Origin of the sequence: Methanoplanus sp. FWC-SCC4 (assembly GCF_032878975.1) — an archaeon.
In the GTDB taxonomy this organism is placed as follows: domain Archaea; phylum Halobacteriota; class Methanomicrobia; order Methanomicrobiales; family Methanomicrobiaceae; genus Methanochimaera; species Methanochimaera problematica.
Map to the genome: position 1 here is coordinate 1,981,888 of NZ_CP043875.1, position 14,815 is coordinate 1,996,702.

10 protein-coding genes, 2 tRNA genes and 1 rRNA gene are annotated in these 14,815 nt (G+C 42.6%); 8 read left to right on the top strand and 5 right to left on the bottom strand.

The genetic code is table 11. The features are described 5' to 3' along the window. Positions 1-114: 114 nt before the first annotated feature. The 3 genes from F1737_RS10040 to ilvD form a co-directional block, all read right to left on the bottom strand. Positions 115-187, bottom strand: a tRNA-Ala gene (locus tag F1737_RS10040). Positions 188-269: 82 nt separating this feature from the next. Continuing rightward, positions 270-1,737, bottom strand: a 16S ribosomal RNA gene (locus tag F1737_RS10045). Between the two features lie 485 nt (positions 1,738-2,222). Then, the gene (gene ilvD, locus F1737_RS10050) at positions 2,223-3,866 is read right to left on the bottom strand and encodes a dihydroxy-acid dehydratase (RefSeq protein ID WP_317136446.1); all 1,644 of its coding nucleotides are present in this window, start codon (positions 3,864-3,866) and stop codon (positions 2,223-2,225) included. Between the two features lie 384 nt (positions 3,867-4,250). Between ilvD and F1737_RS10055 the strand changes: the two genes are divergently transcribed. From F1737_RS10055 to F1737_RS10075, 5 genes are all read left to right on the top strand, one after another. Further along, positions 4,251-5,480 carry a quaternary amine ABC transporter ATP-binding protein gene (locus F1737_RS10055; protein ID WP_317136447.1) on the top strand — a complete coding sequence of 410 codons (1,230 nt, stop codon included), beginning with the start codon at positions 4,251-4,253 and terminating at the stop codon, positions 5,478-5,480. Then, positions 5,480-6,370, top strand: a complete 891-nt coding sequence (locus tag F1737_RS10060; protein ID WP_317136448.1) for an ABC transporter permease — start codon at positions 5,480-5,482, stop codon at positions 6,368-6,370. Before F1737_RS10055 ends, F1737_RS10060 begins: the two co-directional genes overlap by 1 nt. 104 nt (positions 6,371-6,474) lie before the next feature. Continuing rightward, the gene (locus tag F1737_RS10065) at positions 6,475-7,365 is read left to right on the top strand and encodes a glycine betaine ABC transporter substrate-binding protein (protein ID WP_317136449.1); all 891 of its coding nucleotides are present in this window, start codon (positions 6,475-6,477) and stop codon (positions 7,363-7,365) included. Positions 7,366-7,771: 406 nt separating this feature from the next. After that, positions 7,772-9,376, top strand: coding sequence for a sodium:solute symporter family protein (locus tag F1737_RS10070; protein WP_317136450.1), 1,605 nt, complete (start codon positions 7,772-7,774; stop codon positions 9,374-9,376). Positions 9,377-9,597: 221 nt separating this feature from the next. Continuing rightward, a tRNA-Ser gene (locus tag F1737_RS10075) sits at positions 9,598-9,681 on the top strand. Positions 9,682-9,827: 146 nt separating this feature from the next. Here F1737_RS10075 and F1737_RS10080 read toward each other — a convergent pair. Continuing rightward, the gene (locus F1737_RS10080) at positions 9,828-11,807 is read right to left on the bottom strand and encodes a PAS domain-containing protein (protein ID WP_317136451.1); all 1,980 of its coding nucleotides are present in this window, start codon (positions 11,805-11,807) and stop codon (positions 9,828-9,830) included. A 342-nt stretch (positions 11,808-12,149) separates the two neighbouring features. Between F1737_RS10080 and F1737_RS10085 the strand changes: the two genes are divergently transcribed. The 3 genes from F1737_RS10085 to F1737_RS10095 all read left to right on the top strand — a co-directional run bounded on the left by F1737_RS10085 (position 12,150) and on the right by F1737_RS10095 (position 13,876). Further along, positions 12,150-12,638: a HEAT repeat domain-containing protein gene (locus F1737_RS10085; protein ID WP_317136452.1), complete on the top strand. Its 489-nt coding sequence runs from the start codon at positions 12,150-12,152 to the stop codon at positions 12,636-12,638. 320 nt (positions 12,639-12,958) lie between these two features. Beyond that, on the top strand, positions 12,959-13,459 hold the full coding sequence (locus F1737_RS10090; protein WP_317136453.1) for a hypothetical protein: 501 nt from the start codon (positions 12,959-12,961) through the stop codon (positions 13,457-13,459). Between the two features lie 138 nt (positions 13,460-13,597). Continuing rightward, positions 13,598-13,876 (top strand): ubiquitin-like small modifier protein 1, encoded by a 279-nt coding sequence (locus F1737_RS10095; protein ID WP_317136454.1) that lies wholly within the window; start codon positions 13,598-13,600, stop codon positions 13,874-13,876. Between the two features lie 13 nt (positions 13,877-13,889). Here the strand turns inward: F1737_RS10095 and F1737_RS10100 are convergent, their stop codons facing one another. Continuing rightward, positions 13,890-14,711: a DUF3658 domain-containing protein gene (locus F1737_RS10100; RefSeq protein ID WP_317136455.1), complete on the bottom strand. Its 822-nt coding sequence runs from the start codon at positions 14,709-14,711 to the stop codon at positions 13,890-13,892. Between the last annotated feature and the right edge of the window lie 104 nt (positions 14,712-14,815).

Below are 14,815 nucleotides of genomic sequence, written 5' to 3' on the forward strand. Positions count from 1 at the left end.
ATGACATCACAGAGTCACTTGCGTCGCCGTAAATGACTCTCAGTCCTTCCCCGGTAATTCACATTTCCGGGTGCATCGGTAAAAACCAGTTACCGAAAGTAACTCGTTTTTAAGTGGACCCAAGGGGATTTGAACCCCTGGCCTCGGCGTTGCAAACGCCGCGCTCTTCCAGCTGAGCTATGAGCCCGACTTTCTCTTATATTCGTATTGACATTGGCAATTTTACAGTTTGTTTAATAACCGCTATTCACATCCTTTTGGATTTCATTAGGAGGTGATCCAGCCGCAGATTCCCCTACGGCTACCTTGTTACGACTTAACCCCCCTTGCGAAACCTAGATTCGACTGCGGCAAAAACCACAGCCTCATCCAAACCTCACTCGGGTGGTTTGACGGGCGGTGTGTGCAAGGAGCAGGGACGTATTCACCGCGCTATTTTGAAACGCGATTACTACGGATTCCAGCTTCATGTGGGCGAGTTGCAGCCCACAATCCGAACTTAGGGCAGGTTTAGGAGATTAACTACGCTTTTCAGCGCCGTTACCCATTGTCCTGACCATTGTAGCCCGCGTGTAGCCCAGATAATTCGGGGCATGCTGACCTACCGTTGCCCATTCCTTCCTCCTCTTTAGCAGAGGCGGTCCCAACAGTGTCCCCATCATTCCGGAGAATATGCTGGCAACTGTTGGCGTGGGTCTCGCTCGTTGCCTGACTAAACAGGATGCTTCACAGTACGAACTGACGACGGCCATGCACCTCCTCTCAGCTGGTCAAGCAAGGTCTTCAGCCCGGCTATCATTCCGCTGTCCTATCTGGTGAGCTTCCCGGCGTTGAGTCCAATTAAACCGCAGGCTCCACCCGTTGTGGTGCTCCCCCGCCAATTCCTTTAAGTTTCAGCCTTGCGACCGTACTTCCCAGGCGGTACGTTTCACGGTTTCCCTTCGGCACCCCAGTGACTCGTGGTCACCAGTACACCTAACGCACATCGTTTACGGCTGGGACTACCCGGGTATCTAATCCGGTTCGCTCCCCCAGCTTTCGTTCCTCACTGTCGGAGTCGTTCTGGTGAGATGCCTTCGCCATCGGTGGTCCCCCGGGGATTACAGAATTTCACTTCTACCCCCGGAGTACCTCTCACCTCTCCCGATCCCTAGACCAACAGTATCTCTTAGACGCCCGCCGGTTGAGCCGGCGGATTTCCCAAGAGACTTAAAGGTCAAGCTACGAACGCTTTAAGCCCAATAAAAGCGGTCACCACTCGAGCCGCCGGTATTACCGCGGCGGCTGGCACCGGTCTTGCCCGGCCCTTTCTTCAGATGCATTTTAAACACCTGGACAGCCCGCGTATACGGGCACTCGGGGTTCCCTTATCACAGTTTCCTGCATTGTAAAGTTTTCGCGCCTGCTGCGCCCCGTAGGGCCTGGAATCGTGTCTCAGATTCCATCTCCGGGCTCTTGCTCCCACAACCCGTACCGATTACAGGCTTGTTGGGCCACTACCCCAACAACTACCTAATCGGCCGCAGATCCATCCTAAGGCGCCGGAACTTTCGGTCAAAGAACATTCCAGTATCTCTGACCTATGGAGTATTATCCCCAGTTTCCCGGGGTTATCCTCCACCTTAGGGCAGGTTATCCACGTGTTACTGAGCAGTCCGCTGAGGGTCTTAACCCTCTCAACTCGCATGGCTTAATCGAACCCCGATAGCAGTGACCTCTGGCAGGATCAACCAGAATTAATTTTGAAGATACGTTTCACTTCGGCACACTATCGTTATTTTTGTAATTTCATTCACAAAAGGAATTAGCGGTTATTAAACAAATTTCCGCATTGCCAATGCCAACGTCAGAACCAACACTCCCATCCGAGTGGTTTTGGCTCTCCATTAAAGAATCGAGATAACAACATGGGATTTATTCACATATAAACCCTGTTGTTTCGTTCTCAGAGAAAGACGGGAACAAACATGCTTAGCATATTAATCCACACATCTTTTTTCTCCGTAGATATTCCCCGCGATTTCAAATCACGCTTCGTTGCGTGGTTTGTATCCGGAATACTTCGGCCTTACAAAGTGGTCTTCCGTGACATATAAAGGTTGGCAAAAAACAGGGCTCATGGGTTCAACAAAAGGGGGGTCGCTGAAAAAATAACGTCATATTGCCGGTATTTTGATGGAGATTGATCATACGCGCAAAACGGAGTGTCAAAAAAATATTTTTTATTTTGAAACAGCACCGCTGTCAGCCTGACCGACAAGCCTGGCATATCTTGCAAGAACGCCGGAGAGCTCTTTCTCCTTTGGAATCAGTTTTTTCCTCCTCTCATCGAGTATATCCGGCTCAACATCCAGATCCAGCCGCCTCTCAAACAGGTTGATATCTATCAGATCGCCCTCCCGAACAAGTCCTATCGGCCCTCCTTTTGCGGCCTCCGGAGCAACATGACCGATGCAGGGACCCCTTGTACCGCCTGAAAAACGGCCGTCTGTAACGAGTGCAACTCTGGTATATCCAAGTCCCATCAGCGCTGATGTTGGAGAGAGCATTTCAGGCATCCCCGGCCCTCCCTTCGGACCTTCGTAACGGATTATAATCACATCATCCTCATTTATACTCCGGGCCATAATCGCATCCATCGCCTCTTTTTCTCCGTCAAAAACCCTTGCAGGACCTTTATGCACCCACATCGACTCATTTACTGCCGCGGATTTAATAACCGCACCATCAGGAGCAAGAGTTCCTTTTAATATTCTCAGACCACCGCCTGCATGAAAAGGGTCCTGAGGAGATCTAATGACAGATTCATCGATACTCCTCACCGTTTTGACAATATCATAAACACTTTTTCCGGAAACCGTCCCGACATCAGACAGATATCCCTTAATCTGCGAAAATACTGCAGGAATACCTCCCGCACGATAAAGCGCCTGCATTGAATGGGGCCCGCCAGGCTGCATGGAACAGATATGAGGTACCTCGTCACTTATTTTATTGAAGTCATCAAGCGACAGAGAAACGCCCGCCTCTTTTGCAATAGCCATTAAATGAAGAACAGTATTGGTAGATCCCCCAAGAGCCACATCGACACGGACTGCATTTTTCATGGACTCAAGTGTGATGATATCGCGGGGCCTAATATCTTCTTGCACCAACTCAACAGATCTCACTCCGCTCTCATATGCAATACGAAGCTTTGCGGATTCAACAGCAGGGATGGCAGCACAACCGGGAAGGGACATACCCATTGCCTCTGTCATACATGCCATAGTATTTGCTGTGTAAAGACCCTGGCAGCTTCCGCAGCCCGGCATTGCACATGACTCAAGCTCTGTCAATTCCTCCTCAGTCATCTTTCCGGCTGCAACCTTACCCACACCCTCAAACACATCAATAAGGGATAATTCGCATCCGTCCTTGTAACCGGGAAGCATATTCCCGCCTGTAATGACAATTGCAGGGATATTGCATCTTGCAGCAGCCATCAGCATCCCGGGAACAATTTTGTCGCATGTGCAAAGGCAGACAAGGGCATCAAATCTGTGAGCCTGTACCATAAGCTCAACAGAATCAGCTATATTATCTCTTGAAGGAAGAGAGTACCTCATCCCCTCATGACCCATCGCAATTCCGTCGCATATTCCAATGGTGTTAAACTCAAAAGGAACACCGCCTCCCGCAGATATCCCTTCACGTACCCGTTCTGCCAAAACCCTCAGGTGTGTATGACCGGGAACTATAGTGTTCCATGAATTTGCAATCCCGATAAAGGGCTTTTCCATCTCCCCCTGGGTAATTCCAAGAGAACGGATCAGAGACCTGTTGGGAGCTCTGACATATCCGGATTTTACATCGTCACTTCGCATGATACTCACTGAAAATTTAATGGTCACCATAATATTAAAACAAATAGCAGAATGAGAACAACCCTGCAATAATCGACCAGATAATATTAAAGCTCACATAGTGATCTTTTTACCACATTTTTTAAATTTCAGAATTGAAGAAAACCAAAAATTCGGCCCATTTTTAAAAAATGTCAGATTATCCGGCATATCGCATATTAACGATCCTCCTCCCCCCATAAGCAGAACAAATTGCTCTCCACCCTTAAAATAACGATTTATAGCGACACAATCCGCAAAATCTCCATAAATCAAAGGATTTTGGTTTGCCTAACATCAATAGTGTTATATTATATTGATAAGATAACTGTTAAATGCAGATTAAAATTAAATTTTGGTGATTATTTGGAAGATCAGGATCCGGAAAAAACGGACATTATTATTAACAGCACAATTATAAAAGTACACAATGTTTCTAAGGTTTTCGGCACAAAGCCAAAAAATGCATTAAAATTTATTGAAAAGGGATTGTCCAAAAAACAGATTTTTGAAAAAACAAATCATATTGTTGCTCTGAAAAACGTATCTTTTGAAGTATTCAAAGGTGAAACGTTCGTCATAATGGGTCTTTCAGGATCAGGAAAATCAACAATACTAAGATGCCTGAACAGACTGATAGAGCCAACAAAAGGAACAATTGAGATTGCTGACAAGAATATTACACAACTCAGCAAAGATGAACTAATTGAGGCAAGGAGACACCTGACAGGCATGGTTTTTCAGAATTTTGCACTCCTGCCTAACAGAAGCATAATTGACAATGTTGCATTCGGCCTTGAAATACAGGGTATGCCTGAGGAAAAAAGAAATGAACAGGCAAAAGAGGCACTAAAGCTCGTTGGTCTTGAAGGATATGAAGATAATTATCCTGGACAGCTTTCAGGCGGAATGAAACAGAGAGTGGGACTTGCAAGGGCTCTTGCAAGTTCACCAGAGATTCTCTTAATGGATGAAGCCTTCTCAGCACTTGATCCGCTTATCAGAAGGGATATGCAGGATGAACTTATTGAGATTAGAGACAGACTGGACAAAACAATAATTTTTGTAACACACGATCTTGACGAAGCCCTAAAACTCGGTGACAGAATTGCCCTGATGAAAGACGGGGAGATAATCCAGATTGGAACTCCCGAGGAGATTCTGACCAGTCCTGAGAATGAATATGTCGAGAGATTTGTCGAAGACGTCAACATATCAAGGGTTCTTACAGCAAAAGACGTCATGAAAAAACCCGAACCACTCGTCGGAATAAATGCAGGACCAAATGTTGCATTACATCTGATGAAGGAATTTGGTATTTCGAGCACATACGTTGTCGGAAAAAACCGCCGTCTTGAGGGACTCATAATGGTGGATGACACAGTAATAGCTGCCAAAGAGAAAAAAGAACTTCATGAGATAATTATCCGCGACATACCTGTTGTCAGGCCGGATACTCCGTTAAATGAAGTCATACCAATCATTGCAGACAGCAGATATCCTGTTGCAGTGACTGACGAAACAGGAAAAATGAAGGGTATTATTGTAAGGGGCAGTGTTCTCGCGGCTCTTGGAGGAAAGGAGGCTGAGATATAATGTCAGATATTCCAAAACTTCCGGTAGGGGATGCTGTTGAGGGTATTGTTGAATGGATCCAGCAAAATCTTGGCTGGGCTCTGGATGCAATAACAGATTTTGTATCGCTTCTTATAGATACAACGTATTTATTTCTGAGTATGATACCCCCGGCTTTATTAATGATTATTATAGCCGGTCTTCTGGCTCTTCCGGGACTCAGGGGCAAAAATATTAAAAAATTAAATCAAAAGGAGATTTTCACCGTCCTCGAAATTCCGGTTATGGCTTTTTTGGGGATGCTTTTAATCTGGAATCTTGAATTATGGGATTCGTCTGTTCAGACACTCGCACTTGTAATAGTTGCAACAGTGATTTCCCTTGTCATAGGAATCCCCTCCGGAATTCTCACGGCAAAGAAATCTGAGTTTGAAAAGCCCGTGAAGATTATTCTGGATTTCATGCAGACAATGCCTTCCTTTGTCTACCTGATACCTGCTGTGATCTTCTTTGGTCTTGGAGAAGTTCCGGGTGTTATTGCAACTGTTATATTTTCAATGCCTCCCGCAATCAGACTTACAAGTCTTGGGATCAAGCAGATTCCAAAAGAGCTTTCTGAAGTTGCAGATGCTTTTGGTGCAACACCGCTTCAGAAACTTTCAAAAGTGGAGATTCCGGTTGCAATGCCGACTATAATGGCAGGAGTAAACCAGTGCATTATGCTTGCACTTTCAATGACAGTGATCGCATCAATGATCGGTGCACAGGGTCTTGGATATCTTGTTCTCTATGGTATCCAGAGAGTTGACATAGGAACCGGTTTCGAGGCAGGCCTTGCAATCGTGATAATTGCGATTATTCTCGACAGGCTTACACAGAGTATAGCATATTCAGAAACCCCGGCACATTAAATTTTTTAGTGTGCCCCCCACCCAAAATTAAAAATTCCTTTCTCTTTTTTTATAAAAAAAGGCGGAAAGGCGTTTGATAAATTATTCAAAAACTGGTGATATTTATGATTGATAAAAAATTATTAACAGGCATAGTGCTGGTACTGGCAATTCTGGCAGTAATCAGTGCAGGATGTACACAAAGCGGAGACCAGAGCACAAAAGCAGACAAAGGTAAGATTATCGGAATCGAACCAGGTGCAGGTATAATGATCCATACCGAAGAGGCAATCGACACATACGGCCTTGATTATACACTTGTATCAAGCAGCAGTGCCGGAATGGCATCAGAGCTTACCAAGGCAATTAAAGAAGAGAAATGGATAGTCGTCACCGGATGGACACCACACTGGATGTTTGCAAGATATGATCTGAAGTATCTCGATGATCCAAAAGGTGTTTACGGTGGAGAGGAGTATATCGGAACTCTTGCAAGAAAGGATCTAAAGGCAGACAAACCGGGCCTTTACTCAATTCTGGAAAGATTCAACTGGAAAGCTGAAGACATGGAGTCTGTCATGCTCAGCATTGAGGAGGGCAAAAAGGACACCGAAGCTGCACAGGAATGGATTGATAATAACCAGGAAACCGTTTCCGGATGGATCGGAGACATCATCGGTGACGGGGAGAAAGTCTCTGTCGGATACGTTCTCTGGGACTCTGAAATTGCAAGCACAAATGTCCTGAAGATTGTTCTTGAAAAAGCAGGATTCAATGTGAAGATTTCCGCTGTTGACGCAGGTCCTCTTTATCAGGCAGTGGCAGACGGAGATGTCGACTGCACAATTTCTGCATGGCTTCCGGCAACACAGGCAAGCTACTATGAAAAATATGAAGACGATCTTGTTCTTGTCCGCAAGAATCTTGAGGGTGCAAAGGTAGGCCTTGTTGTACCATCATACGTTACAATTAATTCTATTGATGAATTAAACAGCGTAAAAGACAAATTCAACTAATTTTTTCTTCCAATTTTTTTCTGTTTTTTAAAAGACCAAAATGTCATTTGAAGATTTCAAAAATGATTTTATAATATACTGATTCTGATATTCATAAGAAATACATAATCAAGTATATTTATAATTGATTTTCCATTTATTTAGATTATTGTAAAATAAGCTTAAATTTCTTACATAATAACTTTTTAAAACAGACGCACACTTAATTTTTGATTTCACGTTCAAAAACCAGGCTTTTTTTAAAACGGGCATTTTTAATTATTCCGTTTTTATCCGAAATTATCACAAAAACTTTAATTTTTGGGCTTTATATGACCATTCCAAATTAAAAAAGCTATTTATAGGTTTAACATTCATTTCCAAAATCCTCAAATATCAGAAATCAAAATTTTTTATGATCTGTTTAATGGGAATAGAAGTTTTTGTGATAGCAATTTACCTCATCTCGATGCTTGCAATAGGATTTATTGTACAGAGAAGGGGTAGTGTTGAAAGTGCTAAGGGTTACCTTATTGCAAACAGAAATGTAGGCCCCGTACTCATCGGCGGCACCCTGTTTGCAACATTCTGGGGTGGAGGAACACTCCTCGGAGGTGCAGGCGCTGCATATCAGAGTCATTTACTTGGAACAATAGCGGACCCGTGGGCATCCGGGATTACGCTTTTATTGATGGCATTTTTCTTCGTGACGATTCTCAGGAAGATGAAGATTGCCTCACTTGGTGAGATGTATTATCTGAGATACGGCAAAAGAGGAGCTGCTGTCGCATCAATTCTATCCCTCCCGACACTGATATTCTGGACGGCGGTTCAAATTCTTGCAATCGGGAAGATACTGAATGTGATGGTCGGACTCCCTGCTTTTGAAAGTTCACTTATTGCGGGAGCAATTGTAATAATTTATACCTATCTTGGAGGAATGCTTGCGGTTATCTGGACTGACAATATACAGATGGTTCTTATTCTCATCGGTCTTGCAATTTTAATCCCCACAGGCATTGTATATGTTGGCGGTATGGACGTTATTGCGACACACACACCCGAGGATTTCTGGTCATTCCTTCCCTCAGATGCATCTCCGAGCGGAGTTGACTGGAGCATCACGGGATTTTTGGTGTGGTTTGCTGCCTGGTGCGGTATGGGATTTGGAAGCCTTGCATCGCTTGACATCTCACAGCGTGTATTCTGTGCGAGGGATGATAAGTCTGCAAAACAGGGTCTTGCACTTGGTGCCGGACTCTACTGGGTTGCGGGAATCGGCCCGATCTTCCTTGGGCTCCTGGGCATTGTAATGGTTCAGACCGGACTTATGGACCCTTCGGTTCTGGCATCCGATCCTGAACTTATTATTCCGTTTCTTGCAAAGGAACTTTTGAATCCCTGGCTTATGGCACTCTTTGTAGGTTCACTGATGGCGGCAATTATGTCAACTGCAAGTTCTGCAATTTTCGCATCTGCGGCGGTTATCTCAACAGATTTCGTACACGGTGCCGTTTCTGACAAATCACGGGAACAGGGCGATGTGTTAAGATTTACAAGGCGCCTTGTTGTTGCCATCGGACTGCTCTGTATCCTGATAAGTTTCATTGCACCGGGACTTTATGACCTGATGATTTTTGGATTCACCCTGCTGTTTGCATGCCTTTTCTGGACTCTTGTATGCGGCCTTTTCTGGAAGAAGGCAAATACTCCCGGGGCAGTTGCATCAATGCTGTCAGGATTTCTGACGGTTTTGGTAGGAGGAGCCATCCTTTCAATCCAGTCAGGCGAGATTACACTTGTACCTGCTGACAATGAGTGGATGATCTTCTTCACCTTCGTGCCGGTGATTATGGGCGGTATTGCAATGTTTGTCGTATCACTTTTAACACAAAAGAGCCACCCGCCGATTCCGCTCAGGGACAGTGACGGGAATATCCTCAAATGGCCGGAACTCGAAGAGCCTCAGATTGAAAGAAAGGATGAAGGCCCAAGAGAGAACTACATATCTGCCGAAAGGGCGGATAGCTGAAAATATACCAGATGTTTTTTCTAACAAAAGAAAGCCTGAAGGCTTTCCAGCCTTATTTTTCAGGAAAACTAAACAGGCACAGGATCACCGCTAATGAAAACCCTTATTTTGTTAATCAGCAATAATTACATTCCGGAAAATAGTCAAATCACGATATTGGATGGCGGCTTTTTTAGAATGTGCCGGCATTTGGTCAGAGTTTGAAATTAAAAGTGTTTTTTGCCGAGATTGTCTAGTCCGGAAAGGCGGGGGCCTCGAAAGCCTCTGGTGTTCGCACCGCGGGAGTTCAAATCTCCCTCTCGGCGTTATTATAATTTATCAGGGAAATTTAAAATTTTTTAGCTCTAAAACACCATATATTCTATAAATAGAAATTCACCTGAAATCAGACAAAGGTCATTAAAATATCCGTCCTTTAAATGAATCTTTTCAAAAAATTCTTTTGAATTAATCAATACCCGAAAAGTTTCAGAATTGAGTCGCCGGGAGCCTCCTCTCCGATGAGGAAAAATGGTTTTTCACCCGACATCCCGTTTAAAAGACCAAAACCAACCCATACCATGTCCTTAACAGATCCGTCCCTGCATATTACAGACCCTGAAAATACCGGTTTTTTAGAAAACCTGTCAGATGATCTCTGCTGAAAATACAAAGCCTCGTCAAATGCCTCATCCCTGAAAAGAAGTTCTGCCCAGCTTTTCTCAAGGGCTTCATTCTCATCATAACCTAAAACACTGCTGAATATTGTGTTGATCTGCCTGATTTTGCCCTCCTGATCAACACCAGCAACAGAGAAATCCATAATCTCAAAACAGCCAAATAGAAGATCCACTCTCTCCTGAAATGCCCTCTCTGCATAAACGCGGGCCACCACTTCGGAATTTGTGACATCGTTGATCCTGATCAGGTTTTTCCTCAGATACAAAAGCTTCTTCTCAAAAACGGATTTTTCAGCCTTAAGGATTTCAACCTCTGCATTTCTCGCCGCAATTAAAGATGAAAACCTTATAAATTCAGAAATTGGGTCTCCGGGAGCAATCTCTTTGTCTCCCGGCAGGCACACCATAATTGAGCCGGAATGTGATTCACAGCAGGTAAAAACTGAGAGATAAATTCTGTACATATTTAATATTGAAAATAACTCCTCCTGGTTGCCCTCCGGAGTCTCGCTTAAAACAGTATTTCTTATTATATCATTCAGACATACAAGGCTCCCGCACGAACTCTTGGAAGAGTAATCTGATAAATCCGGAGAATATATCCTGATTATTGAATCCAAATCCTTCTCAAAATAATCCATTGAATCCGAAAAATAAAACAGAGAACCATATTCGCCTGCCCACGGAATCCCGACAATTACGAGGGATTTCGGGATTGTTAGCGCAAGTTGACGCGATATTGTCCTGTACAGTTCACCACCATCAAAAGCGTCCGCAAACTCTGTAACAGTTGAGGTAATTTTTTTAAGCTTACCCTCATATTTTTCCTTAATATCCTCATTAAACCCGGTTTCTGTCAGATCACGGATAATGAAAAATTCCAGGTTTTGAATCCCGTTAAAAAACTGATGCAAATCAACAGACACCTTAACATCGGGGCTGTTCTTTTTCTTGATTAAACCCTCATAACTTATCACATCAGCCCCTAAAAGACAATCGCCTGAAATTTTGGCAGGTCTCAGACTATGCAGCAGATCTCCGGTATTCATCCCGACAAGAAGATCACGTTCGAGTCCGAAAAAATTACAGGCAAAATTATTTGCATCAATAATTTTCCCTGAAGAACTCTCAACAGAGGGATCACTTAAAATAATGCAGACCTCGGCACTGTTAAAAAGCTCAAAATACTTTTTATTGATTTCATGTAAAGATGATTCAAGTTTCTTTTCCCGTGAGATATTCTCAATTATTACGGCCGCACCTTTGTGCCCTTTTCCAAAAACAACAGGGATAAAATGAAATTTTAAATGCAAATCACCCATTATACCGTAAGAACGGACTAAATCATCCTGTTTTTCGCCGGCAATGCATCCCCTTGCCAAAGAGTAAAGTTCAGTAGGAAAATATGGCAGATTTGCCTCATCAAGACTTAAAGATAAGAATTCATCCTTTTTTATCTTTGCAAGATCTGCATAGGAATTATTCAGAAAATTTATCTTCTCATCACTGTCAATGAGAATTACAGAATCTGAAACATTATCCAGCAGTTTAACAACAGGAACTCTTCTTGCCACAGAATAGATTTTAGCATTCCCGATGGGATTTACGTCAAGGTGACCTAAAATCACAAGGATTTCCAGGTACTTGGAGACAGAATTACGGTTTAACCCTGACTCCCTCGAAATCCCTGATGTTGATATGCCTTTTGAATGACGGCGGATTATACCCATCAGCTTTGAAATGGTTTCTCCATCAGCACTGAAATCAGACATCCCCGCCACTGTTTATGCCCCCTTTCAGAAACGGGATAATAATATTATTAATTCAAAGGCCCCCCGGCACCATTGTAATACATAACAATAACTAATAAATATATTGTCTTTTCAAAAAAGCAGAACAAAAAGAGAATGTCAGAACAGCTAAAAAATATCCGGGGATATAAAAAAGACGGATAAACTTTTTTTAAAGCAAAATTATCCTTCTGCATATCAGCGATACAAAAGTGGTATATATAGAGAGCAACCTGCAATGCAGACCTGAAAAGCAAAAATCTAATCTTTCATACCCATACTAACAGACACCCACGAATTTTAGGGGAAGACCAGGGTGATAAAATGAAAGAAATAAAGGAAATGATTGAAAAGCGGGATATTTCCGGATTAATTGAAATCTTAATGGACAAAGACATCTACAAATCGACATGTGCAATGGACAGTTTGTGTTCATTTGAATCAGAGGCTGTCATACCGCTTGCAGAAAAACTCGAAAGTGAAGATATAAACCAGAGATGGAAAGCCGCAATGGTGCTTGCAAACATAGGGAAACCTGCAGTGGAAACGCTGTTAAATGCAGTTGAAAATAATTCCAGCGGTAAACGTCCTGCAACATGGGCACTCGGGGAAATCGGGGATACAAAAACAGTTCCACATCTTATAAAGGTATTAAAGGAAGACAAAAACGAATTTGACAGAGTAATGGCGGCCTCTGCACTTTTAAGAATAGGTCACGAGGATGGTGTCAGGGAAGTGACGGTGGCAAGAAAAAAAGAGGGCCCGGATTTCAATAACGCACTCGGAGAGGCAAGCCGCTCACAGATAATATAAAACTTTAAACCTATTTTTTTAACCAGAAATGCCCATTTCTAAAATACAATTATTATAAGACCTCTCGTTGCCAGGAACGCACAAATTCTTATGGGGAAAGATGAAGCTATCCAAAAAAATCCCCATCACACAAAGCATATATATTCAAATAACCTGTAATGAATCTAATCTTGAGGGAAGGAACACCACACAGAAATACAGGCATTAAGACATAATAAGAATAATTAGATTGCAAATCATCACTTTTGATGACTATCAAATATACAGATTTCAGTTAGCAGAAATGACCAGTTCCGAACCTTAAGATGGGGGAAAAATATATGGAAAAATTAAACCAGATCCCGGCAGAAATCCGCTGGGACATCGCAACACGCTGTGCAGACAAACTTCCGTTTGCATATGAAAATGCAATATACAAGATTGCTGCTGACAAAGCGGAACAATTTGAACAGGCAGAAAGAGAGATCTGGAACGAATTCGGAAAAAAACAGGGAATACTTGCAAAAGAACTCGGATGTAAAACGAACAATGCAGAACAGGTCGCAAATACAATTAGTGCACTTTCATCAGCAATATTCGGACCACAGCTGGAAGGAGAGGTCAGAGCAGGCGGAGGTGACAGTGCAACTGTAATTACAACAAGCTGCCCGTTTAAAGAAAATTCGCAAAAATACAGCCAGGATCCGAAGAATGCATGCAGGATGTGCTCAGAATACTGGGCAGGTGCTGCGGACAGCCTCAATTCAGACTATGAGGTAAGTTTTAGTAAGCACATGTGTGTAGGGGACAACTTTTGCGAAACAACAATTGGTAAAAGATGAACTGAAAACCAGTTAATATTCAGATTATACCATTTATTCCAAATTAAATTTTTTTAAACCGTATCACCACATAATATTCTAAAAATCCGTAAACAATAAATATTAACCGGATACTCTATTCATTTAAAGAGGCAGGTTATGAAGGTTACAATAAAATCCTTTGCAACACTGAGGAAATTGATGGATAAAGAGCTTATTCTTGAAATAAAAGAAGGAGCAACAGTAGGGGATACCATAAAAGAACTCACACAAAAATATGATGGTCTTTTCAATGAACTATTTGAATCATCCGGAGTAATCAGACCTTATGTAAATATACTGGTAAACGGAAAAAACATCCATTTCATAGATAAACTTGAAACAAAATTAAAGGATGAGGATATAATATCATTATTTCCCCCGATTGCAGGGGGATAAAAAATATATTTTTTCAGATAATCCTTCTTATATTCAATGAACGCATAGCTTTCCGGTCACCTTTTGCCTCAATAATACCGGAATCAAGAAGGAAAAGCAGTCTGCTGTAAATAAAGGTGTCTCCGCAGTTTGCGTACTCCTCTGATAAGAGGCCAAGTGCCTCGCCAACAACCCTTGCCGCATTTATCCATACCGGCGGCACAATTTTTAAAATAAAATCATCATAAACAAAATCACATGCCGAGTACAGCTGACCACGGGATATGATCCTCAGGCTGCTATTTTCATTCTTTAACTTATCCCATACAGAAAAGTAATATTCCGTTTCACGCTCACTCAGTTTCCGTGAGAGTTTTACTGCCCCCCTAAGCCACTCAGGTCTCAGCTCCGCTATACTGTTAGGAACATATCTATATGGAGAAATAGTTCTCCCATACCTGTCATTCAGGCCCTCAGAAGCAATACCTTCTGTAAGATCAACGACTTCCACATCGAAAAGATCATCCGCACGCGAGAGATATTCAAGAAAACCTGAATATTCAGAGGATGATCTCCTTGAAAACCAGAGAATTCTCTTATCACAGCACTTTTCCGACTCTGACCAGAATTTTTCAGTCTCCCCCTTCACAACCTCTATATATTTTCCAGATTCTTCTTCCGGCAGGATTGAGAGGAAAAAATCCATTCTTTTATCAACATCATAAGGATTTATGGGGCCAAGACTCATATCATCATTAAGAGAGTCAAACAGATAGTCAGGGATATCTCTAAATGCAAAACGGAGACTTCCGTTTGCTGAAGGGGAAAATGACACATGCCTCACAACAGGACTCATTTTTATCACACCAATAAGAAGGTAATTTAGGGATATTCAAAAAAATCTTCAATAAATGCCCTTCTCTTTACGGGTTCTCCTTTATGCTTTGAATTATTTATATC